The sequence below is a fragment of the Herbaspirillum sp. Her2 genome (assembly GCF_057961375.1).
The window spans coordinates 2,720,304-2,744,354 of sequence record NZ_CM176331.1 but is presented as its reverse complement, the minus strand read 5'-3'; the positions used below and the strand labels follow the sequence as shown (position 1 = coordinate 2,744,354).

Annotated in this window: 23 protein-coding genes; 20 read left to right on the top strand and 3 right to left on the bottom strand. The window is 63.3% G+C overall.

Going from position 1 to position 24,051, the window contains the following annotated elements; genetic code table 11:
• Window positions 1-9 precede the first annotated feature (9 nt).
• The 5 genes from ACWHXP_RS12520 to ACWHXP_RS12500 all read left to right on the top strand — a co-directional run bounded on the left by ACWHXP_RS12520 (window position 10) and on the right by ACWHXP_RS12500 (window position 5,868).
• Window positions 10-951 carry a sugar kinase gene (locus ACWHXP_RS12520; RefSeq protein WP_489633729.1) on the top strand — a complete coding sequence of 314 codons (942 nt, stop codon included), beginning with the start codon at window positions 10-12 and terminating at the stop codon, window positions 949-951.
• Window positions 952-1,120: 169 nt separating this feature from the next.
• Window positions 1,121-2,080 (top strand): 2-hydroxyacid dehydrogenase, encoded by a 960-nt coding sequence (locus ACWHXP_RS12515; RefSeq protein WP_489633730.1) that lies wholly within the window; start codon window positions 1,121-1,123, stop codon window positions 2,078-2,080.
• A 220-nt stretch (window positions 2,081-2,300) separates the two neighbouring features.
• Window positions 2,301-3,056, top strand: a complete 756-nt coding sequence (locus ACWHXP_RS12510) for an electron transfer flavoprotein subunit beta/FixA family protein (protein ID WP_034332360.1) — start codon at window positions 2,301-2,303, stop codon at window positions 3,054-3,056.
• Between the two features lie 2 nt (window positions 3,057-3,058).
• Window positions 3,059-3,988, top strand: coding sequence for an electron transfer flavoprotein subunit alpha/FixB family protein (locus tag ACWHXP_RS12505; protein WP_039787724.1), 930 nt, complete (start codon window positions 3,059-3,061; stop codon window positions 3,986-3,988).
• A 95-nt stretch (window positions 3,989-4,083) separates the two neighbouring features.
• Window positions 4,084-5,868: an acyl-CoA dehydrogenase gene (locus ACWHXP_RS12500; protein WP_489633732.1), complete on the top strand. Its 1,785-nt coding sequence runs from the start codon at window positions 4,084-4,086 to the stop codon at window positions 5,866-5,868.
• Window positions 5,869-5,949: 81 nt separating this feature from the next.
• Here ACWHXP_RS12500 and ACWHXP_RS12495 read toward each other — a convergent pair whose 3' ends face one another.
• Window positions 5,950-6,378, bottom strand: coding sequence for a TM2 domain-containing protein (locus ACWHXP_RS12495; RefSeq protein WP_134134839.1), 429 nt, complete (start codon window positions 6,376-6,378; stop codon window positions 5,950-5,952).
• 314 nt (window positions 6,379-6,692) lie between these two features.
• Between ACWHXP_RS12495 and rpsP the strand changes: the two genes are divergently transcribed.
• The 11 genes from rpsP to trpS all read left to right on the top strand — a co-directional run bounded on the left by rpsP (window position 6,693) and on the right by trpS (window position 15,810).
• A complete protein-coding gene (gene rpsP, locus ACWHXP_RS12490; protein WP_008327198.1) occupies window positions 6,693-6,947 on the top strand; it encodes a 30S ribosomal protein S16 in 255 nt (84 codons plus the stop codon).
• A gap of 70 nt (window positions 6,948-7,017) precedes the next feature.
• Complete coding sequence (gene rimM, locus ACWHXP_RS12485) at window positions 7,018-7,638, top strand: ribosome maturation factor RimM (RefSeq protein WP_209533439.1); 621 nt, start codon at window positions 7,018-7,020, stop codon at window positions 7,636-7,638.
• A 93-nt stretch (window positions 7,639-7,731) separates the two neighbouring features.
• Window positions 7,732-8,487 (top strand): tRNA (guanosine(37)-N1)-methyltransferase TrmD, encoded by a 756-nt coding sequence (gene trmD, locus ACWHXP_RS12480; RefSeq protein WP_121038584.1) that lies wholly within the window; start codon window positions 7,732-7,734, stop codon window positions 8,485-8,487.
• A 181-nt stretch (window positions 8,488-8,668) separates the two neighbouring features.
• Window positions 8,669-9,052, top strand: coding sequence for a 50S ribosomal protein L19 (gene rplS / locus ACWHXP_RS12475; protein WP_008327243.1), 384 nt, complete (start codon window positions 8,669-8,671; stop codon window positions 9,050-9,052).
• 107 nt (window positions 9,053-9,159) lie between these two features.
• On the top strand, window positions 9,160-9,831 hold the full coding sequence (locus ACWHXP_RS12470; RefSeq protein WP_489633733.1) for a CoA pyrophosphatase: 672 nt from the start codon (window positions 9,160-9,162) through the stop codon (window positions 9,829-9,831).
• A gap of 163 nt (window positions 9,832-9,994) precedes the next feature.
• Entirely contained in the window at window positions 9,995-10,954 is a 960-nt protein-coding gene (locus ACWHXP_RS12465; protein ID WP_121038589.1) for a CobD/CbiB family protein, read from the top strand.
• Window positions 10,955-11,259: 305 nt separating this feature from the next.
• On the top strand, window positions 11,260-11,610 hold the full coding sequence (locus ACWHXP_RS12460; protein WP_008327247.1) for a DUF3579 domain-containing protein: 351 nt from the start codon (window positions 11,260-11,262) through the stop codon (window positions 11,608-11,610).
• Between the two features lie 222 nt (window positions 11,611-11,832).
• Window positions 11,833-13,221 (top strand): class II fumarate hydratase, encoded by a 1,389-nt coding sequence (fumC, locus tag ACWHXP_RS12455; RefSeq protein WP_134134844.1) that lies wholly within the window; start codon window positions 11,833-11,835, stop codon window positions 13,219-13,221.
• 319 nt (window positions 13,222-13,540) lie between these two features.
• The gene (locus tag ACWHXP_RS12450; protein WP_034332345.1) at window positions 13,541-13,885 is read left to right on the top strand and encodes a hypothetical protein; all 345 of its coding nucleotides are present in this window, start codon (window positions 13,541-13,543) and stop codon (window positions 13,883-13,885) included.
• 48 nt (window positions 13,886-13,933) lie between these two features.
• Window positions 13,934-14,491: a glycine zipper family protein gene (locus ACWHXP_RS12445; protein ID WP_489625055.1), complete on the top strand. Its 558-nt coding sequence runs from the start codon at window positions 13,934-13,936 to the stop codon at window positions 14,489-14,491.
• A gap of 275 nt (window positions 14,492-14,766) precedes the next feature.
• Window positions 14,767-15,810, top strand: coding sequence for a tryptophan--tRNA ligase (gene trpS / locus ACWHXP_RS12440; protein WP_489625056.1), 1,044 nt, complete (start codon window positions 14,767-14,769; stop codon window positions 15,808-15,810).
• A gap of 89 nt (window positions 15,811-15,899) precedes the next feature.
• On the opposite strand, the gene ACWHXP_RS12435 is transcribed toward trpS, so the two are convergent.
• Window positions 15,900-17,282, bottom strand: coding sequence for an ATP-binding protein (locus tag ACWHXP_RS12435; RefSeq protein ID WP_489625057.1), 1,383 nt, complete (start codon window positions 17,280-17,282; stop codon window positions 15,900-15,902).
• A complete protein-coding gene (locus ACWHXP_RS12430) occupies window positions 17,279-18,016 on the bottom strand; it encodes a response regulator (RefSeq protein WP_199900344.1) in 738 nt (245 codons plus the stop codon). The genes ACWHXP_RS12435 and ACWHXP_RS12430 overlap by 4 nt, the downstream gene beginning before the upstream one ends.
• A 235-nt stretch (window positions 18,017-18,251) precedes the next feature.
• On the opposite strand from ACWHXP_RS12430, the gene ACWHXP_RS12425 reads away from it, so the two are divergent.
• The 4 genes from ACWHXP_RS12425 to ACWHXP_RS12410 all read left to right on the top strand — a co-directional run bounded on the left by ACWHXP_RS12425 (window position 18,252) and on the right by ACWHXP_RS12410 (window position 24,048).
• On the top strand, window positions 18,252-18,800 hold the full coding sequence (locus ACWHXP_RS12425) for a Spy/CpxP family protein refolding chaperone (protein ID WP_039786102.1): 549 nt from the start codon (window positions 18,252-18,254) through the stop codon (window positions 18,798-18,800).
• A 217-nt stretch (window positions 18,801-19,017) separates the two neighbouring features.
• On the top strand, window positions 19,018-19,260 hold the full coding sequence (locus tag ACWHXP_RS12420) for a hypothetical protein (RefSeq protein WP_489633734.1): 243 nt from the start codon (window positions 19,018-19,020) through the stop codon (window positions 19,258-19,260).
• A 30-nt stretch (window positions 19,261-19,290) separates the two neighbouring features.
• Window positions 19,291-20,883: an MdtA/MuxA family multidrug efflux RND transporter periplasmic adaptor subunit gene (locus tag ACWHXP_RS12415; RefSeq protein ID WP_489633735.1), complete on the top strand. Its 1,593-nt coding sequence runs from the start codon at window positions 19,291-19,293 to the stop codon at window positions 20,881-20,883.
• Window positions 20,884-20,898: 15 nt separating this feature from the next.
• Entirely contained in the window at window positions 20,899-24,048 is a 3,150-nt protein-coding gene (locus ACWHXP_RS12410) for an MdtB/MuxB family multidrug efflux RND transporter permease subunit (protein ID WP_489633736.1), read from the top strand.
• The last annotated feature ends 3 nt before the right edge of the window (window positions 24,049-24,051 follow it).

Genomic DNA, 24,051 nt, shown 5'->3' with positions numbered 1-24,051 from the left:
ACAAGCACAATGACGATGCAACTGGATGTGGTGACCTGGGGCGAAGCCCTGGCCTTGCTGGTGGCCGATGAAGTCGGCCCGTTTGAAGAAGTGGAAAAATACACGCGCCGCCTGGCCGGTGCCGAGACCAATGTGGCCATCGGCCTGGCGCGCCTGGGTTTGAAGGTGGGCTGGGCCAGCCGGGTGGGTAATGATGCCTTCGGCCGCTTCATTCGCAAGCGCGTGGCGCAGGAAGGCGTGGAGGTCAGCCGCGTGCTGACCGACATGGAATTCCGCACGGCCATCCAGCTGAAGGCCAAGGCGGTGGATGGAGCAGACCCCGCCATCGAGTATTACCGCAAGGGATCGGCGGCCAGCCATCTGTCGCTGGAGGATTTCGATCCGGCGTATTTCGGCGCGGCGCGGCACCTGCACGCCACCGGCATCGCGCCGGCCTTGTCGCCCACGACAATGGCCTTTGCCCATCACGCCATGGAGTTCATGCGGGCGCAGGGCAAGACGATTTCCTTCGATCCCAACCTGCGGCCGATGCTGTGGCCCTCGCGCGAAGTCATGGCGCAGCAGTTGAATGCGCTGGCCTTCAAGGCGGACTGGGTGCTGCCGGGATTGTCGGAAGGGACGCTTCTTACCGGATATGAAGATCCGCACGCCATTGCCGGCTTCTACCTGGAGCGCGGTGTGAAGATGGTGGTCATCAAGCTGGGCGCCGAAGGCGCTTACTGGCGCAACAGTGAAGGCGAGGGCAGGGTGGCTGGCGTGCCGGTGAAGGAAGTGGTCGATACCGTGGGCGCCGGGGATGGCTTCGCAGTAGGTGTCATCAGCGGCATGCTGGAAGGTTTGCCGGTACCCGAGGCCGTCATGCGCGGCAACCGCATCGGGGCGTTCGCCATCCAGGTGGTGGGCGACATGGAAGGCTTGCCCACCCGGGCCGAGCTGGAGGCGGCCTCGTAACCCTGTCTGAACACACTGCAATCCGTTCGGACTGAGTAGGCCCGCCAGGGCCCTATCGAAGGCGCACTTGCCGGAGCGCCTTCGATACGCGGCTGCGCCGCTACTCAGTCCGAACGGTAATCCGGGATGTACTTTGCGTCACCGTCCTTTTTGATTGATGGGAACACCGATGAAGCCGCACGTAGTCGTCTACAAAAAATTGCCCGAACATCTGCTGCAGCGCCTGCAGGCGGAATGCGACGTAACGCTCTTCGACCGTATTACGCAAGACAACCGCGCCGATTTTCTCGCAGCGCTGAAGACTGCCGACGGCATCATCGGCGCCAGCCTGCCCATCACCAACGACATGCTGGAGGGCGCGCCGCAACTCAGGATCGCCTCCACCATCTCGGTGGGCGTGGACAATTTCGACCTGGATTATTTTCGCCGGCGCGGGCTGATGCTGGCGCATACGCCCGGCGTGCTCACCGAAGCGACTGCTGACACCATCTTTGCCTTGATCCTCTCCACCGCGCGCCGCGTGGTGGAACTGGCCGAATACGTCAAGGCCGGTCGCTGGAAGGGCAGCATCGGCGAGGCCCAGTTCGGCGTGAACGTGCACGGCAAGACGCTGGGCCTGATCGGCATGGGCCGCATCGGCTCTGCGGTGGCGCGGCGGGCGCATCATGGTTTCGGCATGCCCATCCTGTATCACAACCGCCGCCCCGATCCCGAGGCCGAGCGCGAACTCGATGCGCGCTACGTCAGCCAGGATGAGTTGCTGGCCCAGGCGGACTTCGTCTGCGTCATGCTGCCCCTGAATGCCGATACCGAACGCCTGATCGGCGCACGCGAATTCGCGCTCATGAAGCGCAGCGCCATCTTCATCAATGCCTCGCGCGGGCGCATCGTCGATGAGGCGGCGCTGATTGCGGCCCTGCAGGACAAGACCATTTACGGGGCCGGCCTGGATGTGTTCGAAGTCGAGCCGCTGCCCGCCGAATCGCCCCTGCTGCAACTCCCCAACGTGGTGGCCTTGCCCCACATCGGTTCGGCCACCCATGAAACCCGGCTGGCCATGGCCGAGCTGGCCGTCTCCAACCTGCTGGCCGGCCTGCGGGGCGAACCGGTACCCCACCTGGCGGTCTGAGCAGCGCGGTGTTGCCTGCGGGCAGGCCGCGCTTCAATTCCGCTGCATGAAGTTTTTTTCAGCTTCTCTTCATTTCCTCTTCCGCTCACGTGAATCTTTGGTGTATGCTGCAAACATTAAAAAGAACGATCGTGCTAAAAACCGGTAGGCACCCCGTTTTGCTTTTATAATCCTGCGGAAGTTTACGTTTACGTCAATTCCTTTTTGCAAGGGCCATGCGATGAAAGTATTAGTACCAGTCAAGCGCGTCGTGGATTACAACGTCAAGGTGCGCGTCAAGAGCGACGGCAGCGGCGTCGATATCGCCAACGTCAAGATGTCGATGAACCCGTTTGACGAAATCGCGGTGGAAGAAGCCGTGCGCCTGAAAGAAGGCGGCAAGGTCACCGAAGTGATCGCCGTCTCCGCCGGCGTGACCCAGTGCCAGGAAACCCTGCGCACCGCCATGGCCATTGGTGCCGATCGCGGCATCCTGGCCGAAGTGGCGGCCGATGTCGAACTGCAACCGCTGGCCGTGGCCAAGATCCTCAAGGCCCTGGCCGAGAAGGAACAGCCGCAGCTGATCATCCTGGGCAAGCAGGCCATCGACGATGACTGCAACCAGACCGGCCAGATGCTGGCAGCGCTCTTGGGCTGGCCGCAAGCCACCTTCGCTTCCAAGGTCGTGCTGGAAGAGGGCAAGGTCACCGTGACCCGTGAAGTGGACGGCGGCCTGGAAACCCTGGCCCTGACCCTGCCGGCCATCATCACCACCGACCTGCGCCTGAACGAGCCGCGTTACGTCACGCTGCCCAACATCATGAAGGCCAAGAAGAAGCAGCTCGATACCGTCAAGCCCGACGAGCTGGGCGTGGACGTGGCCCCGCGCGTGAAGACCTTGAAGGTCACCGAGCCTGCCAAGCGCAGCGCCGGCGTGAAGGTGCCGGATGTCGCGACCCTGGTCGCCAAACTGAAAAATGAAGCCAAGGTGATCTGATCATGACCGCACTCGTTATTGCTGAACACGACAACGCCAGCCTCAAGGGCAGCACCCTCAACACCATCACCGCCGCAGCGCAAGCCGGTGGCGATGTCCACGTCCTGGTGGCCGGCGCCAATGCCAAGGCCGCTGCAGATGCTGCCGCACAAGTGGCAGGCGTGGCCAAGGTACTGCTGGCCGATGCCCCGCAATTCGCCGACGGCCTGGCTGAGAACGTGGCCGAACAAGTCCTGGCCATCGCCAAGGATTACAGCCACATCCTGGCCCCCGCCACCGCCTACGGCAAGAACATCCTGCCGCGCGTGGCTGCGAAGCTGGACGTGGGCCAGATTTCCGACATCACCAAGGTGGAGTCGGCCGATACCTTCGAGCGTCCCATCTACGCCGGCAACGCCATTGCCACCGTGCAGTCGATCGACCCGATCAAGGTCATCACCGTGCGCACCACCGGTTTCGATCCGGCCGCGCAGGGTGGTTCGGCGGCCGTGGAAAGCATCCCGGCCGTGGCCGATTCGGGCAAGTCCAGCTTCGTGGGCCGTGAAGTGGCCAAGTCGGATCGTCCGGAACTGACCGCTGCCAAGATCATCGTCTCCGGTGGCCGTGGCATGGGTTCGGCGGAAAGCTTCAAGATCCTGGAGCCGCTGGCCGACAAGTTGAACGCCGCCATGGGCGCCTCCCGCGCTGCGGTCGACGCAGGCTACGTGCCCAACGACTGGCAGGTCGGCCAGACCGGCAAGATCGTCGCGCCCCAGCTGTATATCGCCGTCGGTATTTCCGGCGCGATCCAGCATTTGGCCGGCATGAAGGACTCCAAGGTCATCGTCGCCATCAACAAGGACGAGGAAGCACCGATCTTCTCGGTGGCCGATTACGGCCTGGTGGGTGACCTCTTCGAGGTCGTCCCCGAGCTGGTCAAGCAGCTTGGCTGATGTGGTCTGAAACGTAGTATCCGCCCCGGCTCAGGCCGGGGTGTTTTCGTGCAAGCAAGGAACGCCGCCAGAGCGTTCCGCATTGGAGGTTGGAGATGAGTTACACCGCGCCCGTGAAGGATATGTTGTTCGTCATGAACGAACTGGCCGGTCTGGCAGCCGTGAATGCGCTGCCGGGCTGCGAGGATGCCACGCCGGAAACGGCCGAGGCCATTCTCGAAGAAAACGCCCGTTTCTGCAGTGAAGTGATCGCCCCGCTGAACCATTCTGCCGACAAGGCCCCCAGCAGCTGGGCCGACGGCAAGGTCACCACCAGCCCCGGATTCAAGGAAGCCTTCCGCCAGTTTGGTGAAGCCGGCTGGCAAGGCGTGCAGCATCCCGTGGAGTTCGGCGGACAAGGCCTGCCCAAGCTGCTGGCCACGCCCTGCATCGAGATGCTGAACTCGGCCAATCTCTCCTTCGCGCTGTGCCCGCTGTTGACCGATGGCACCATCGAAGCGCTGATGACGGCCGGCACCCAGCAGCAGAAGGAAACCTTCATCGCCAACTTCATCTCCGGCAAGTGGACCGGCACCATGAACCTGACCGAGCCGCAGGCCGGCTCCGACCTGGCACTGGTGCGCACGCGCGCCGTGCCGGAGGGAGACGGGACCTACAAGCTCTTCGGGACCAAGATCTTCATCACCTATGGCGAGCACGACATGGCCGAGAACATCGTCCATCTGGTGCTGGCCCGCACGCCCAATGCGCCCGAAGGCGTGAAGGGCATCTCGCTGTTCATCGTGCCCAAGTTCCTGGTCAATGCCGACGGGTCGCTGGGCGCGCGCAATGACGTGCACTGCGTTTCCATCGAACACAAGCTGGGCATCAAGGCCAGCCCGACCGCCGTGCTGCAGTTCGGTGACCATGGCGGCGCCATCGGTACCCTGGTCGGCGAAGAGAATCGCGGCCTGGAATACATGTTCATCATGATGAATGCGGCGCGCTTTGCCGTGGGCATCCAGGGGCTGTCGGTGTCGGAGCGTGCCTATCAGAAAGCCGTGTCCTATGCCCGCGACCGCATCCAGTCGCGCGACCTGGCCGGCTCGCCCGGTCCGGTGGCCATCATCCACCAGCCCGATGTGCGCCGCATGCTGATGTCCATGCGCGCCCAGATCGAGGCGGCGCGGGCCTTGTCCTATGTGGCCGCGGCCACGTCGGATGCGGCGCACTTCAGCGATGACGAAGCCACCCGCAAATCCAACCAGGCCTTCTACGAATACCTGGTGCCCATCGTCAAGGGCTGGATCACCGAGATGTCCATCGATGTGACCTCCACCGGCGTGCAGGTACATGGCGGCATGGGCTTCATCGAGGAAACCGGCGCGGCCCAGCATTACCGCGATGCGCGCATCCTGCCGATCTACGAAGGCACGACCGCCATCCAGGCCAATGATCTGGTGGGCCGCAAGACCTTGCGTGACGGCGGCGCTGTTGCCAAGGGCATCATCGACCAGGTGCGCCAGACCGTGGCCGAACTGCAGGGCGATGCGCAACTGCAGCCCATCGCGGCGCGCCTGGCCGAAGCCGCCGATGCGCTGGAACAGGTGGTCGGGTATGTGGTGGCCAACGTCAAGAGCGATATCAAGGCGGTCTTCGCGGGCAGCGTCCCGTATCTGAAGATGGCCGGCGTGGTGCTGGGTGGCTGGCAGATGGCGCGTGCAGCGGCCATTGCGGCGGGCAAGCTCAAGTCCGGTGAGGGTGACGGCAAGTTCTACGAAGCCAAGCTGGCGACCGCGCGTTTCTATGCCGAGCAGATCCTGCCGCAGGCGCTGGCCTATCGCACGGCCATCGTCGATGGCGGTGCAGCGGTGATGGCGCTGGCCGAAGAGCAGTTCTGATTCCGGCTTCAAACAAAAGCCCGGAACATCGTAGACGATGTTCCGGGCTTGTTCATTGGGATCGTAGGGCAGGGCAGCAGCTCAGCCGAAGGCCCCGCCAGTGAAGAGCAGGTCGAAGCTGCGCGCCAGCAGGGCGATCACCCCCATGGCACCCAATCCCACGGTCAGGACCAGGATCAGTGCCAGGATCCAGTGCGATTCAGAACGCTTGCCGCTGCCGGCGTTGTAGCGCGCATCCCACTTGTCGTCCGGCGTGAGGCCCAGTACCAGCGCTTCCAGGCAGGCAATCAGCGCCGACAGCACGAAGGGCAGGCCGGTGAAGAGCTTGGGTGCGTCCGGCCGTGCTGCCATCAAGGCCAGCGACAGGGGAATGGCCAGGATATGCAGCCAGCCGAAGCGGTCACGGCCGCCGTGGAGATAGAAACGGTGCAGGCCGATGCTGCCGAAAGCGGTGGCCAGGAAAGTCGTCAGGGTCTTGTTCTTGTGGCGGGGTGCGGAAGGCAAGGGCATGCTGCACGTCTCTTTATTCTGTTGTAAGCCGCCAGAGATGACGCTGGCGGCCGTGTTGTGGTCAGGTCTGGCAGCAGTATAGCCGAGCCCCTGGCGCAGGGTGATTTCCGTCAGGACAAGCTGCGATGCGGCAGTCCTGGCTGGAGGTGGGGCAAAAGTGATGCCAAAAGACATCACTTTTGCCGTGTTTTGGGGAGTTTGCAGGGCGTTGTGCGTTGGTCTATGGCACAAAAGCGCCAAGCAACTTGCCCGGGTGTGCGGAAGTCCGTTATAATCTGCGGCTTTTCCGTGTCCGTATTCTTACTGGAACCATTATGGTCGTTATTCGTTTAGCTCGTGGCGGCGCCAAGAAGCGCCCCTTCTACAACATCGTTGCAACCGACTCGCGCAATCGTCGCGATGGCCGTTTCATCGAGCGCATCGGCTTCTACAACCCGGTCGCTTCCGGCAAGGAAGAAACCGTGCGTATCGCTGCTGACCGTCTGGCTCACTGGCAAGGCGTTGGCGCACAACTGTCGCCGACCGTTGCTCGCCTGGTCGCTGAAGCCGGTTCCAAGGCTGCTGCTTAATACAGGTTTTCCTGTCTGATTCCGCGTCAGTTTTGCTGACGCCCGGATGAAGAACAGGTCTGGTGTACTCATGACTGATCAAGCCCAAGCGGGGTTCTCCGCACCCGACGATCTCGTGACCGTTGGCCATGTGACCGGAGCCTACGGAATCCAGGGCTGGATTCGCGTGCGTCCTTATTCTTCCGAGGCAGATGCCTTGTTGAATGCCAAGACCTGGTGGCTGGAGAAATCCGGCCAGCCCAAGCAGGATGTCGATGTCATGCAGTCCAAGGGGCACAGCGGCGATGTCGTTGCGCGCCTGACCGGGGTAGCGGACCGCAATGCGGCCGAAGCGATGAAGGGAACGGTGGTCTCCATCTCCCGCAAGCACTTTCCGGCGCTGGATGACAATGAATTCTACTGGGTCGATCTGATCGGCTCGGCAGTGGAAAATCTCCAGGGTGAAGCCTTGGGCGTGGTGTCCGACATGATGGACAACGGCGCCCATCCCATCCTGGTGGTGAAGGCCCCGGTGCAGGAAACTGCGCCCGAGCCGCAACCGCAACCCGCTGCCGACGCAAAGCCGAAGAAGGGGGCCAAGGAGAAATCCGCGGCGGCGCCCGAACTGCTGATTCCGTTTGTCGACCAGTTCGTCAAGACGGTGCAGCAGAGCGAAAAAAAGATCATCGTCGACTGGGACAAGGATTACTGACCTTCAAGGTCAGTTTTTTCTTTTCCGGCTCGCTGATGTGAACAGATTGAACCGATTCAAACGATTCAAAAGAACCCAGGAAATGGAGGCGTGATGCAGTTTGATGTCGTCACTCTGTTTCCCGAGATGTTCGCCGCGCTGACGCAGTCCGGCATTACCCGCCGGGCGCTGGAGCAGCAGCGCTGGGGCTTGCAGTTGTGGAATCCGCGTGAATTCACCACTGACAATCACCGCACCGTGGATGACCGCCCCTATGGCGGCGGCCCCGGCATGGTGATGCTGGCCAAGCCGCTGCAGGCTGCCATCGAGGCGGCGCAGCAGCGGCAGCAAGCGCTGGGTCTGGCCCGGCCGCGTGTGATCTATCTTTCACCGCAAGGCGCACCGCTGACGCATGAGCGCGTGGTGCGGCTGTCGCAGGACAGCGGGGCGGTGTTGCTGTGCGGACGCTATGAAGCAATTGACCAGCGTCTGCTCGACAAGTGCGTGGACGAGGAAATCAGCATCGGGGACTTCGTCCTCTCCGGAGGTGAATTGCCGGCGATGGCGCTGATGGATGCCGTGATCCGGCTCTTGCCGGGTGCGCTCAACGACAGTGCCTCGGCAGTGGAAGACAGTTTCGTCAACGGATTGCTGGACTCGCCCCATTACACGCGTCCGGAAGTCTATGAAGGTGAACCGGTGCCGTCCATCCTGCTGGGTGGGCACCATGCCGAGATCCAGAAATGGCGCCGGCAGCGGGCACTGGAAGCCACGCAGAGCAAGCGTCCTGACCTCATCGTCAGGGCCCGCGAGCAGGGCTTGCTGAGCAAGGCCGATGAAAAGTTTCTGGGCAGTTTGCCGCAGCAGTAAGCCGGCACGCGAGCAGATCGCCCGAGTGAAGTTTTAGCAGCAAATGCAGTACCGCAGGCCCGGCAACGGACCTGCACCGTGCGGTGGCCGATGTCACCGTGTTTGAAACCCCATCCTCTACCGGGCTTTACAATCCGCCCTCGTGGCAATGGCGCCGGCAAGATGGTTACAGGAGCAAAAAATGGATCTGATCCAGCAACTCGAGCAAGAAGAGATCGCGCGTCTCGCCAAGAACATTCCCGACTTCGCCCCCGGCGACACCGTGATTGTCAACGTGAACGTGGTTGAAGGTACCCGCAAGCGCGCTCAGGCTTACGAAGGCGTCGTTATCGCCCGCCGTAACCGTGGTCTGAACTCCAACTTCATCGTCCGCAAGATTTCTTCGGGCGAAGGCGTTGAGCGTACCTTCCAGCTGTACTCGCCGCTGATCGCCTCGATTGAAGTCAAGCGTCGTGGTGACGTGCGTCGTGCCAAGCTGTACTACCTGCGCGAACGTTCGGGCAAGTCGGCACGTATCAAGGAAAAGCTGCCCAGCCGTGCGGCAAAGGCTGCTGCTGCCGAGTAATCGGTCGCCTGTTGATGCGTCAGGAAAAGGGGTGTCTCGCGACGCCCCTTTTTCGTTTCTGATACCCGATTGAAGTCCTGACAACCTCACGATCAAGCGAGCACAACGTGGCCAGTTTCGATCCCGTCAATCTGCCTGTGGATGCCGTCGCCGGCGAAACTGCGCTGGAGGCCGCGCGCCTGAATGCCGACTGGCTGCGCCAGCGCTTCGCCGACCCGCCGCGCTGGGAGCCCGAGCACAGCGGCGACCAGATGGCGCGCCTGGCCGAGTCCAAAGGACGCTTCCGGCTCGCTTCGGTGCTGATCCCGATCGTGCTGAGGGAGGAGGGGATGACGGTACTCTTCACTCAACGTACGGCTGACCTGAAGGATCACGCGGGACAGATCAGTTTCCCCGGCGGCCGCCGCGAGGACTATGACGGCTCGGCCATCGAGACCGCCCTGCGTGAGACCGAAGAGGAAATCGGCCTGGCGCGCCAGCACATCGAAGTCATCGGCTCGCTGCCCGATTACTTCACCGGCACCGGTTATCGGGTCACGCCCGTGGCCGGACTGATACAGCCGCCTTTCGAGGCCGTGGGCGACCCGCGCGAAGTGGCCGAGATCTTCGAAGTGCCACTGGCTTTCCTCATGGATGGATTGAACCATCAGCGCCGCTCGGTCAAGCTGCCGGCACCGGTAGGCCGGCGCAGTTTCTACACCATGCCCTATGACCGTTACTTCATCTGGGGCGCGACTGCGGGCATGCTGCGCAACCTGTACCACTTCCTGCGCAGCTAGTGGCAGAATTTGTCGCCTCGCAGATACGCAATGTCGCTTTTAATGTTCAAATAAGTAAAAATCCGTGACATCACGCTCTTGATTGTGATCAACGAATCAATTGTTTGATTCCCCTCTTGCACTGCGCTATCGTACGGGCTACAGAGACACCTAAGGCAGCTTGATGACATTTCTTTCCATTCTCTTTGCGCTGTTAATCGAACAACTCAAACCACTGCGCGCAGACAATCCGGTATACGCGTCGATCAAGTCTTTCGCGGCCACCATTGAAGGCTGGTTCAACGCCGGGCACGCTCATCATGGCCGCCTGGGCTGGGTGGTGATGGTGGGGGCGCTGACGGTGCCGGTGGCGCTGATCTATTGGCTGCTGCTGCATGTGAGCCTGGTGGCGGCCTTTGCCTGGAACGTGCTGGTGGTCTACATGACCCTGGGCTTCCGCCATTACAGCCATTACTTCACCTCCATCCAGCTGGCCCTGAACACGGGCGACGAAATGACCGCCCGCACCCTGCTGGCCGAATGGACCAAGCAGGACACCACGGCGATGGATGTGAGCGAAATTTCGCGCATCGCCTCCGAGCGCGCGCTCATCACCACGCATCGCCACGTGTTTGGCGTGTTCTTCTGGTTCCTGATGCCGGTCGGTCCGGCGCTGGCGGTGATGTACCGAGTCGCCGAATATCTCTCGCGCGCCTGGAACGAGCCGGATCACATGAAATATGAAGCTTTCGGCCGCTTTGCCGCCCAGGCCTTCTACTGGATCGACTGGATTCCGGCACGCCTGACGGCCGCCGCCTTCGCCGTGGTCGGCAACTTCGAGGATGCCATCTACGCCTGGCGCAACTTCGCCAGCCGCTGGGACGACGAAGCCGCCGGCATCATCCTGGCAGCCGGTGGCGGGGCCATGGGCGTGCGTTTCGGTACCGAGAAGGAAGCGGCTGCCGGCATCATCCTGCCGGCCGATGCGGCCACGGTCGATTCCATGCCGGAAGAAACCGACGGCCTGCCCGGCGACACCCCCTCGCCACGCACCCTGCAGAGCACCGTGGGCCTGGTCTGGCGCGCCTTGCTGCTGTGGATGTTCCTGTTGCTGCTGCTGTCGGTGGCGGTGTGGATGGGCTAGGCGACTGGTCCTTGAAGAAGCGGGCTCAGGCCCGCTTTGTTTTTGGGAACGCGATTCTCGCCAACCCGGTATACTTCCGACTTCACTTCAGAAGGCCGCCACGTGCAGGGAGCATACCTTGCCCGCAGACCATGAGCGGCACGCAGTAGCCGGGGGAGACCGGTAGAAGCCAAGTCTTCTATAAGATATAATACTTACTTCCGCAGGCACCCAGGCAGTGGATCGCCGAGGCTCCGCGGACTCCAGGGCTCCGGTCCCACCAGGACAAGGGCATTCGGTTGCAAGCGCTTTAGAAGAATGCATGTATGGCTGATCCCATCAAACCCGCAAACGCACCGGCCAAAGAATTCATCATCCTGGGCAAGACCTCGGATGGCCGGCAGTTCCGCCCCAGCGACTGGGCGGAGCGCCTGTGCGGCGTGATGTCGTGCTTCCGTCCCGAAGGCAGTGGCGGTCGCAATGCACACCTGAAATATTCTCCCTACGTGCTGCCCACCCACATCGATGGCGTGCGCTCGGTGGTGGTCAACGAAGCCCTGCGCGAGCTGGAGCCGCTGGCCTATCACTTCGTGGTCAACTTCGCCAAGGACAACGACCTGCAAGTGGTCGAGGCCTGTGTGCTGCCGGATCCGCCCAAGGACAACAAGGCCGGCTGATTCCTCGCCACGACCGCTGCGGCAATCCGCCGTCCCGGTCTGCCTGCCGCATTGCCGTACCCTCGCCAGCTTCATGCCGCCGCTTCCTGCGGGCGGTCCCGCCAGCCGTTACACTAGATGTCACATTGCCGGTCTCGTCGGTGACTCAGCCTTCAGCTTGCGCCAGAGTCTCACGGGATCATCGGGCCGCCTGCGGCCCTCTCATCACGGAGAACCAGCATCATGAACCACCGCATGGAGCGCGATACCTTTGGCCTGATCGAAGTCCCTGCCGATCGCCTGTGGGGCGCGCAGACCGAACGTTCGCTGCACCACTTCCACATTTCCACCGAGCGCATGCCGGCCGAGCTGATCGTGGCCCTGGCCGCCGTCAAGCGCGCCTGTGCCGCCGTCAACCGCGACCTGGGCAAGCTGGACGGCAAGAAGGCTGATGCCATCATCGCGGCGGCCGATGAGGTCATCGCCGGCAAGCATCCGCTGGAGTTTCCGCTGTCGGTCTGGCAGACCGGTTCCGGCACTCAGAGCAACATGAACATGAACGAGGTGCTGGCCAACCGCGCTTCCGAACTGCTGGGCGGCGTGCGCGGCGAGGATCGCCTGATCCACCCGAATGACGACGTCAACCGCGGCCAGTCCTCCAACGACATCTTCCCGACGGCCATGCACGTGGCGGCCTGCATGGCGGTGGCCACGCACCTGATTCCCTCGCTGCACACCCTGCGCGCCACGCTGGCGGACAAGTCCGCGCAGTTTGCCGACATCGTCAAGATCGGCCGCACCCACCTGCAGGACGCCACGCCGCTGACGCTGGGCCAGGAGTTCTCGGGCTACGTGGCCCAGCTGGATCATGCCGAGTCGGCCATCATCGCCACCCTCAATGCCATCTCCGAGCTGGCCGCTGGCGGCACGGCGGTCGGCACTGGTTTGAACGCGCATCCCGAATTCGGCGAGCGCGTGGCGGCCGAGCTGGCCAAGTACTTCGGTTTCCCCTTCAAGACCGCGCCCAACAAGTTTGCCGCGCTGGCCGGGCACGATGCCCTGGTGGCCGCGCACGGCGGACTCAAGACCCTGGCGGCAGCCATGATGAAGATCGCCAACGACGTTCGCTGGCTGGCTTCCGGTCCGCGTTCGGGGCTGGGCGAGATCACCATTCCCGAGAATGAGCCGGGCAGTTCCATCATGCCGGGCAAGGTCAATCCGACCCAATGCGAAGCCATGACCATGCTGTGCGCACAGGTGTTCGGCAATGATGTGGCGCTCAACATTGGCGGTGCCAGCGGCAATTTCGAGCTCAATGTGTTCAAGCCGGTGATCATTCACAACTTCCTGCAGAGCGTTCGTTTGCTGGGCGACGGCATGGCCAGCTTCGAGGAGCACTGCGCGCGCGGCATCGAAGCCAACCACAGCCGCATCGGCGATCTGATGGAAAAGTCGCTCATGCTGGTGACGGCCCTGGCCCCGCACATCGGTTACGACAAGGCTGCCAAGATCGCCAAGCAGGCGCATCACGACGGCACCACCCTGAAGCAGGCGGCGCTGGCGCTCGGTTATGTGACGGAAGAGCAGTTTGCCGAGTGGATCAAGCCGGAGCAGATGACGCGGCCGGGTTGAAGCCGTACACGGGTTTGGCAGATGGGGCATGGCGTAATCGCCATGCCCTTTTTGCTGCTTGGAAACGAGGCTCAAGCCCCTGATTGCAAAGCCTTTTCAACCCCGTGTATATCTCTGTTGATTAGGGTTACGAATTGAAACATCTCAAGATTTCACCGCAGCCCCGGCGTATATTGCTTTCCTGCGCCAGATGCGTCTGCAAGCCGCACCAGGCAAGGATTACAGGCTGATACGGCTGCGTGGGGAACGCGGCCTTGATGCCATCCGGCAAGCATTCCAGACCTTCCAACTATTCTGAGACACCCCCGAGGGCAACAACATGAAAAAACTAGCGGCAATTGGCGTCTGTGGCGTGCTGGCGGTAGCCGGCCTGGTCGCCAGCGCTTCGGCCTATGCGCACGGGCGCTTCTATGGTGGCGTGGTGATCGGTGGACCAGTGTGGGTGCCGCCCCCGGTCTACTATCCGCCACCGGTGTATTACCCGCCGCCGGTCTACGTGGAGCGGGCCCCCGCACCGGTCTACGTGGAGCCGCAGCGCCAGGACTACTGGTACTACTGCGCCGAGTCCAAGTCCTACTATCCCTACGTCCAGAACTGCCCCAGCCCCTGGATGAAGGTCGTGCCCAATACGCCGGGCGTGCCGGGCAGTACGCCGCCGCAATAAGCCTTGCCCAAGCTACGTAATTCGTCGATCCCCGATAAAGGAAACATCGTGAAACCCCTCTACAAGACCGCCGCGACCGTGACCGCCGTCGGCGCCATGCTGGCGCTGGGTGGCTGCGTGAGCGTGCCGACCGGCCCGTCGGTGATGGCCATGCCCGGCAAGGACAAGACCTACGAACAGTTCCGCGCCGACCAGCAGCAATGCCAGCAATACGCCCAGGACGCCATCGGCGGCCAGGCCGCGCAGACCCAGAACAATGCCGCCAACAGCGCCGCAGTCGGCACTGCCGTGGGTGCCGTGGCCGGTGCGCTCATCGGTGCAGCTTCGGGCAATGCCGGTGCGGGCGCGGCCATCGGTGCCGGCGGTGGCCTGCTGGTGGGCAGTGCCGCCGGCAGCGATGCCGCCGCCGGAGGCAATTACTCGATGCAGCAGCGCTACGACATGACCTATACCCAGTGCATGTACAGCAAGGGTAATCAGGTGCAGCAGCCGGTGCAGACCACCACCGTCTATACCTATCGCCCGCGCTACTACGCACCGCCGCCGCCCCCGGGGTATTACGGCCCACCGCCGGTGTATTACGGTCCGCCACCGGGCGCGTATTGAACCCGCGCACAAGCCGAGCCCAGCGCCTGAACCGCCTCCTTGCAGGCGGTTTTTTCTTATGCAACGCAACATGGCGCGCTGCCGGTGCTATACTCGCCGCCATGCTTTTCCGAAAAGATCAACTTGCGAAAACCCAGCATTGGTGGCGCGCCTGAACGAGGCGGCCCGTTTTCACACAGCTTGACCATGTGACCATGATGCCGCCGGTTCCGGCGGCATTGTTTCTTCAGCTTCGGGACCGGCGGCATTCCAGAGATTAACGATCAGGAATGACCATGTCTTCGAACGCCACGAGCTCCACCCCCACCACCAGCAGCAGCTTGCCCGTCGTCCTCACCGGCGATCGTCCTACCGGTCCCTTGCACCTGGGTCACTACATCGGCTCGCTCAAGTCGCGCGTGGCGCTGCAGGAAACCTCGCGCCAGTTCCTGCTGCTGGCCGATACCCAGGCCATGACCGACAACGTCGGCCGCCACCAGAAGGTCACCGACAACGTGCTCGAAGTGGCGCTGGACTACCTGGCCGTGGGCATCGATCCCGAGAAGTCGACCATCTTCATCCAGTCCCAGGTGCGTGAGCTCTACGAGCTGTCGATGGTGCTGCTGAACCTGGTGACGGTTTCGCGCCTGGAACGCAACCCCACCATCAAGGAAGAGATCCGCCTGCGCGGCTTCGAGCGCGACATCCCGGCCGGCTTCCTGACTTATCCGGTCAGCCAGGCCGCCGACATCACCGCCTTCAAGGGCCAACTGGTGCCGGTGGGCAGCGATCAGTTGCCCATGATCGAGCAGACCAATGAACTGGTGCGCAAATTCAACGCCACCGTGGACCGCGAAGTGCTGGTCGAGTGCAAGGAAGTGCTCTCCGAAACCGGCCGCCTGCCCGGCATCGACGGCAAGGCCAAGATGAGCAAGTCGCTGGGCAACTCGATCGCCCTGGGCGCGACCCCGGCCGAGATCAAGCAGGCCGTGCACCGCATGTACACCGACCCCAACCACCTGCGCGTGGATGATCCGGGCCAGGTCGAGGGCAATGTGGTCTTCACCTTCCTGGATGCCTTCGACCCCGACCGCGACGCCGTGGCCGAACTGAAGGCCCACTACACCCGCGGCGGCCTGGGCGACAGCGTGGTCAAGCGTCGCCTGGAAGGAATCCTGCAGGAGATGCTCGAACCCATCCGCACCCGTCGCGAAGAATTCGCCAAGGATCGCGGCGAAGTGCTGGCCATCTTGAAGCGCGGCACCGAACGCGCCAGCGCCGTGGCCGCGCAGACCATGTCGGAAGTCAACGCCGCCCTGGGCCTGAACTACTTCGGGTGACCCGGCTCGGCGCTTTTTGGCCGATAAATGAAAACCGCCGCATCCCAACAGGGTTTGCGGCGGTTTTTTACATGCCTGGGTGAAGTTTTTTACCGATTTTTGGTCGGCGTCATCGGCGGCAATTCCAGCAGCACTTCCAGTCCGCCTTCCTGCAGGTTGCGCAGGCGCAGCTGGCCGTGATGGTTCTCGGCGATATTGAGCGCAATGGTCAGCCCCAGCCCGGTGCCGCCGGTATCGCGCGAGCGCGAGGCCTCCAGGCGATAGAAGGGTTCGAACACCGCCTCCAGTTCGGACTCCGGAATGCCCGGCCCCTGGTCGCGGATGCGGATGGCGATCTTCTGCTGTTCCAGCGCGATGGACACCCGCGCCGACTTGCCGTACTTGCAGGCATTGTCGATCAGGTTGGTCAGGCAGCGCCGCAGTGCGCCCGGCTGGGCCAGCACGAAGGCGCGGGTACTGCCTTGCAGGGCCACATCCTGGCCGGCATCGGCGGCGTCGGCGCAGACGCTGTCGAGCAGGGAATCGATATCCAGCGCCTGGATCTTCTCGGAAGAATCCATGCTGCGCGCCAGGTCCAGCCCCTCCCGCACCATGCCGTGCATCACGCCCAGGTCGTCGATGAGCTTCTGCTGCAGCGGGGCATCGGTGACCTTCTCCAGCCGCAGGCGCATGCGCGTCAACGGGGTCTGCAGGTCATGCGTGATGGCCGCCAGCATGTGGGTGCGGTGCTGGATCTGGCGGCGGATGCGCGCCTGCATGGCATTGAAGGCGTGGGCCGCCTGGCGGATCTCGGTCGGTCCCGTCTCGGGCAGCGGTGCATGGTCGATGTCGCTGCCCAGGCGCGAAGCGGCTTGCGCCAGCTGGCGGATCGGGCGCGTGGCCATGCGCGCCACCAGCCAGGCCAGCATGGCGATCAGGACCAGGAACAGCAGAATGTATTGCAGCCCGAACAGACCGGCCGGCCCGCCCGGACCACGCCCGCGCAGGGCAGGCGGTTCGCCCGGCTGGTGCAGGCGCAGGCGCATGAGCGCCTGGTCATGCAGGCTGATGTAGATGACGCGGCAGGTATCGCGACGCGGTCCTCGTCCGTCGTCGGCACGCAGGGGCGGGCACTCGCTCTCGCGCTGCACGGCAATCTTGCGGTCCTCGCCCAGGCGTGCCTGCAGCATCTCTATCAGCGGGCTGGTGCTGGCATTGGGACCGATGGCGTCGTTCATGTCCTCCACCATGCGTGCCTCGAAACCGAAGTTGGTGGCGGCCTGCAGCACGATGGGGCGCTGTGCCGGCGGGATGTCGTCCACCGCCTGCACGATCTGTTCGACGCGGTCGGCCAGGTGCTGGAAGCGCAGTTCGCGCAAGGTATTGCGGCGCTCGTTGCCGGCCAGCCAGTTGGTGGCGAATACCGCCACCACGATCCCGCCCAGCAGCAGGAAGAAGATGCGGTTGCCGATGGAGCCAATGAAATTCTTCATGCCGACCGGCCTGCGCCTTCGGCCGTGACCGTGGTGGCCAGCACATAACCTTCATTGCGCACGGTCTTGATAATGGTCGGCGTGCGGGCATCGTCGCCCAGTTTCTGGCGCAGGCGGCTGATCTGGATATCCACCGAACGGTCGAAGGGATCGGATTCGCGGCCTTGCGTGAGTTCCAGCAACTGGTCGCGATTGAGCACGCGGTTGGGATGGTCGAGGAACACCTTCAGCAGCCGGAACTCGGCCCCCGACAAGGCCACCACCACGCCATCCTTGTTGACCAGGTGGCGTGCGGTGAGGTCCAGCGTCCAGCCGGCAAAGCGCATGGTGGCCACATCCGGCTGCGCCATGTTGGGCGGCAGCGCCTGTGTGCGGCGCAGGACGCTGCGGATGCGGGCAAACAGTTCGCGCGGCTCGAAGGGCTTGGCCAGGTAATCATCGGCCCCCATTTCCAGTCCGAGGATGCGGTCCAGCGGCTCGCCGCGTGCAGTCAGCATGATGACCGGCACCGAGGAGGTGGCGCGCAGGTTGCGGCAGAGGGTGAGGCCGTCCTCGCCCGGCAGGGTCAGGTCCAGCACGATCAGGTCTACCCGCGATTCTTCCAGCACGCGGCGCATTTCGCTGCCATTGGTGGCGGTGAGGGTGCGCAGGCCGTTGCTGTCCAGGTATTCGGCCAGCAGGGTGCGGATGTCGCGGTCGTCGTCGACGACGAGGATGTGAGTATTTGTATCCATGGATCGCATTATGCCGAACTTGTCCGTCCGTGCAGGGCGGATTTGTATCGGGTCTTTACAAGGAGCGGGGCAGAAATAAAACGATACCTGGGCAGCTCCCGTATATACAAAGCGATACAAATGACGCCACAGCGGAAAAACCGTTGATACACGCCGCCGGTTTAATGGGAACCATGCCAAGGCAGCACGTCGCTGCCGAACGCATCAGAGCACCATCCCCTGAAAGGAGCAAGCCATGTTGACAATGAAAAACCGTATCCTGGCCGGCATCGCCGCCGTGAGCATCAGCGCCGTGACCCTGTCGGCCTTCGCCCAGATGCCCCCGGGCGGCCCGGACGGCCCCCGCGGCCATGCCCCGAGCCCGGAACAGATCGCCAAGTTCGAGCAGATGCGCGCCAAGCACCAGGCCGAGCTGCACGACAAGCTCAAGATCACGGCCTCGCAGGAAGCCGCCTGGAAGCTCTTCCTTGACAAGACCAAGCCGGCCCCCTTCGACCAGGCCGGCCGTCCCAACAAGGACGAATGGGCCAAGCTGTCCACCCCGGAACGCCTGGACAAGCAGCTGGACATGATGCGCAAGCGTGAGGCCTTCGCCGAGCAACGCATCGCCGCCACCAAGGACTTCTACGCCACCCTGTCGCCGGAACAGCAGAAGATCTTTGATGCCGAACACGCCAAGATGGAACGCCATCGCTGGGAAAAGATGGAGCACATGCGCCATGGCGACCGCAAGGGCCCCCCGCGTGACGGCAAGCCGGCACCGGACGCCCCGCCGGCCAAGTAATCCCGGCCAGGCAGGACTTGCCGCTGCGCCGCAGGTGGGCGGATGCCTGATGGCGGCGCAGCGGGCAGTCCCACCCTTGCAGCCTTGCGTCTCCCCGCAAGGCTGTTCTTGTTGGTAGCCCGTGCAATCCGGGCAATAGCTGGGTACACTGCGTGCCAGCCCGGACGCGGGGTGGCTGGCCGACAATGTTGCACGGCTGTCAGGCTGGTCGGAGAGAATGACGGCGGGCGGCCTTGCTCCGGCAGGAGGGGCCGCCTTCGCTTGTGCTTTCAGCTGGCGTTTTGCCTGTCGTGAAAGACAGAAAAATGTACAGAATCCTGCACAGATTCCTGTGCAGAACGTTGTACAGAAAAAAGAGCAGAAGGCAGTACAGAAATCTGTACTGAAAGAAATACATAAAAAAGCGCAGATAAATGCCGGCGGGCTGCCATGGTGGCGGCCCGCTGACGTGATTACTTGATGACGTGATCGGTTCACTGGTTTTCCTGACATGACAAATACTCCCAATTCCAAGCAGCCGTCTCCCTCCAACGCTTCGTCTCGCGGCAGCATCCTGCGCCGCTGGTGGTTCTGGGTCCTGGTGGCGGCGCTGGCGGCCGGTGGCGGCTACAAGTGGTGGTCCAAGAAGAAGGCCGATCAGGAGCAGATGGCTGCCATGGGCGGCCCGGGCGGACGCCCTGGCGCAGGCGGCCCCGGTGGACCGGGCGCGCGCCGTCCCGGCGGTCCCGGCGCCTTCGCCGGCCAGACCATGCCGGTCGGCGTGGCCAAGGCCCAGGTACAGAATGTCGATGTCTTCCTCAATGGCCTGGGGGCCGTGACCCCGACCGCCACGGCCACCGTGCGGGCCCGCGTGGATGGCCAGCTGATGAAGCTGCATTACAAGGAAGGCCAGGTGGTCAAGGCCGGCGACCTGTTGGCGGAGATCGATCCGCGCTCGCTGCAGGCCGCGCTGACCCAGGCTGAAGGGCAACTGGCGCGCGACCGCGCCTTGCTGGCCTCGGCCCGCCTGGACCTGAAGCGTTACCAGACCCTGCTGTCGCAGGACTCGATCGCCAGCCAGCAGGTCGATACCCAGGCCGCGCTGGTCAAGCAATACGAAGGCACGGTCAAGGCCGATGAGGGCAGCGTCGCCAGCGCCCGCCTGCAACTGTCGTTCACCCGTGTGACCGCGCCGATCAGCGGCCGCCTCGGCCTGCGCCAGGCCGATGTGGGCAACAACGTCACCACCAGCGATACCAACGGGCTGGTCATCATCACGCAACTGCAGCCGATCACGGCCATCTTCAGCATCCCCGAAGACAATATCCCCAAGGTCTTGCAGCAACTGCAGAGCGGCCGCAAGCTGCCGGCCCAGGCCTGGGACCGGGAGCAGAAGAAGAAACTGGCCGATGGCGTGCTGCTGACCATCGACAACGTGGTCGACTCCACCACCGGTACCGTCAAGCTCAAGGCGCAGTTCCCCAATACCGATTACGCGCTCTTCCCCAGCCAGTTCGTCAATATCCGCCTGCAGCTCAAGACCGAGGAGGGGGCCATCGTCATCCCGACGGCGGCCATCCAGCGCGGTTCGAAGGGCCTGTTCGTGTACGTGGTCAAGGAAGACAACACCGTCACCGTGCGTCCGGTCAAGACCGGTCCGGTGCAGGATGACCAGACCGTCATCACCGATGGCATCGCTGCCGGTGAAACCGTGGTCATCGACGGGATCGACCGCCTGCGCGAAGGTGCCAAGGTGGAAGCGGTGGCACGCGGCGGCGCGGATGATCCGGCCAACAAGCTGACTACCGAGAATCCGGAACGCCGTCATGGCAAGCGCGGCCAGGGTGGCCAGGGCGGTGAGGCAGGACAGGGCGGGCAGGGTGGCCAAGGCAACCTGAGTCCGGAAGAACGCCAGAAACGCTGGGCCGAAATCAACAAGCGCATCGACGCCGGTGAATTCGGCGAAGAGATCAAGAAGCTGCCCGAAGACCAGCGCCGCCAGAAGATGATGGAGCTGCGGCGCCAGCGTGAAGCGGCTGCCGGTGGTGGCAACGGCAGCAATACCCCCGCCAACAATGCAGGCAACGCCAACGGCGCCAAGTAAGCACAAGGCTCACGCATGAATCCCTCGCGCCAGTTCATCCTGCGGCCGGTCGCCACATCCTTGCTGATGCTGGCGATCCTGCTGGTGGGCATCGTGGCCTACCGGCTCCTGCCGCTGTCGGCCCTGCCCGAAGTCGATTACCCGACCATCCAGGTGGTCACGCTCTATCCCGGCGCCAGTCCGGACGTGATGACCTCCTCGGTCACCGCGCCCCTGGAACGCCAGTTCGGCCAGATGCCGGGCCTGAAGCAGATGTCCTCCACCAGCTCCGGCGGGGCTTCGGTGATCACGCTTCAATTCAATCTGGATCTGAGCCTGGACGTGGCCGAGCAGGAAGTGCAGGCCGCCATCAACGCCGGCAGCAACCTGCTGCCCTCGGACCTGCCGATGCCGCCGGTCTACAGCAAGGTCAATCCGGCTGATACGCCCATCATCACGCTGGCGGTCACCTCCAAGACCATTCCCTTGCCCAAGGTGCAGGACCTGATCGATACCCGCCTGGCGCAAAAGATTTCGCAATTGTCCGGCGTCGGTCTGGTGAGCCTGTCGGGTGGCCAGCGTCCGGCCGTGCGCATGCAGTTGAATCCGCGAGCGGTAGCCGCGCTCGGTCTCAACCTGGATGACGTGCGCACCGCCATTGGCAACGCCAACGTCAACCAGGCCAAGGGCAGTTTCGACGGCCCCACGCGCGCCTCCACCATCGATGCCAACGACCAGCTGCGTTCGGCCGATGAATACCGCAACCTCATCATCGCCTACAAGAACGGTGCGCCCATCCGCGTCTCGGATGTGGCCGATGTGATTGATGGTGCAGAAAACGTCCGCCTCGGCGCCTGGGCCAACCAGCAGCCGGCGGTGATCGTGAACATCCAGCGCCAGCCGGGTGCCAACGTGATCGCCGTGGTCGACAGCATCAAGAAGATCCTGCCGCAGCTGCAGGCCAGCCTGCCGGGTGCCATCGATGTCCACATCCTGACCGACCGCACCACCACCATCCGCGCTTCGGTGGAAGATGTGAAGTTCGAACTGCTGCTCTCGGTGGCGCTGGTGGTGATGGTGATCTTCGTCTTCCTGCGCAATGTGCCGGCCACCATCATTCCCAGCGTGGCAGTGCCGCTGTCGCTGGTGGGCACCTTTGCGGTGATGTACCTGGCGGGCTTTTCGATCAACAACCTCACGCTCATGGCGCTGACCATTGCCACCGGCTTCGTGGTCGATGATGCCATCGTGATGATCGAGAACATCTCGCGCTACATCGAAGAGGGCATGAAGCCCATGCAGGCCGCCTTGAAGGGCGCGGAGCAGATCGGCTTCACCATCATCTCGCTGACCTTCTCGCTGATCGCGGTGCTGATCCCGCTGCTCTTCATGGGTGATGTGGTCGGCCGCCTGTTCCACGAATTCGCGGTCACGCTGGCGGTCTCCATCCTGATCTCGGCCGTGGTCTCGCTGACCCTCACGCCGATGATGTGCGCGCGCCTGCTGCGCCACCAGCCGGAAGAACAACAGGGCTGGTTCTATCACAAGAGCCAGGCCTTCTTCGACCGCATCATCGCGCGCTATGGCGTGATGCTGGAATGGGTGCTGGAACGCCAGAAACTGACGCTCCTGGTCGCCGTCGCCACCCTGGGCCTGACCGTGCTGCTGTACGTGTTCGTGCCCAAGGGCTTCTTCCCGCTGCAGGATACGGGCGTGATCCAGGGCATCTCGGAGGCCACGCAATCGATCTCCTTCGGTGCCATGGGCGAGAAGCAGCAGCAACTGGCCAAGGTGGTGCTGGAAGATCCGGCGGTGGAAAGCCTGTCCTCCTTCATCGGTGTGGATGGCACCAACGCCACGCTCAACAGCGGCCGCATGCTCATCAACCTGAAGCCGCATGAGGAGCGCGATGTCTCCGCCGCCGATGTAATCCGCCGCCTGCAACCCAAGCTCACGCAGGCGGTGCCAGGCGTGACGCTCTACATGCAGCCGGTGCAGGACCTGACCATCGAAGACAGCGTCTCGCGCACGCAGTACCAGTTCACGCTGGAAGATGCCGATGCAGGCACGCTGAGCACCTGGGTGCCCAAGCTGATCGCACGCCTGCAGCAGGTGCCGCAGCTGGAAGACGTGGCCACCAACCTGCAGGACCAGGGCCTGCAGGCCTACATCGAGATCGACCGCAATGCCGCATCGCGCCTGGGCATCACCACGGCCGCCATCGACAATGCGCTCTACAACGCCTTCGGCCAGCGGCTCATTTCCACCATCTACACGCAATCGAACCTGTATCGCGTGGTGATGGAGGTCAAGCCGGAATTCCAGCGCGGCCCCGAGGCACTGGACAGCATCTTCCTGGTCACCTCGGCCGGCGGCAAGGTCCCGCTGTCCTCGATTGCCACCGTCACCGAACGCACGGCCCCGCTGGTGGTGAACCACATCGGCCAGTTCCCGGCGGCCACCGTCTCCTTCAACCTCGCCAAGGGCGCATCGCTGGGCGAGGCGGTCAAGGCCATCAAGGCGGCCGAAGACGAGATCGGCATGCCCGACTCCACCATCACCAACTTCCAGGGCGCGGCACTCGCCTTCCAGGCCTCGCTGTCCAATACGCTGTGGCTGATCCTGGCGGCCATCATCACCATGTACATCGTGCTGGGCGTGCTCTATGAGAGCTACATCCATCCCATCACCATCCTCTCCACTTTGCCCTCGGCGGGCGTGGGGGCGCTGCTGTCGCTGATGATCTCGGGGACCGATCTCGGCATCATCGGCATCATTGGCATCATCCTGCTGATCGGCATCGTCAAGAAGAACGCCATCATGATGATCGACTTCGCGCTGGAAGCCGAACGGCACCAGGGCAAGAGTCCGCGCGAGGCGATCTACCAGGCTTGCCTGCTGCGCTTCCGTCCCATCCTGATGACGACCATGGCCGCGCTCCTCGGTGCGCTGCCGCTGATGCTGGGCACCGGTGTCGGTTCCGAGCTGCGCCAGCCGCTGGGCATCACCATGGTCGGCGGCCTGCTGGTATCGCAGGTGCTGACCTTGTTCACCACACCGGTGATCTATCTCGGCTTCGACAGCCTGGGTCGCCGTCTGCGTGCGCGCTTCGGCCAGCGCGCGCCGGGCCATGGCGGCGAGGATGATGATGACGGCAAGCCGGCCACGCTGCCGCCGGCGGTGTAAGCG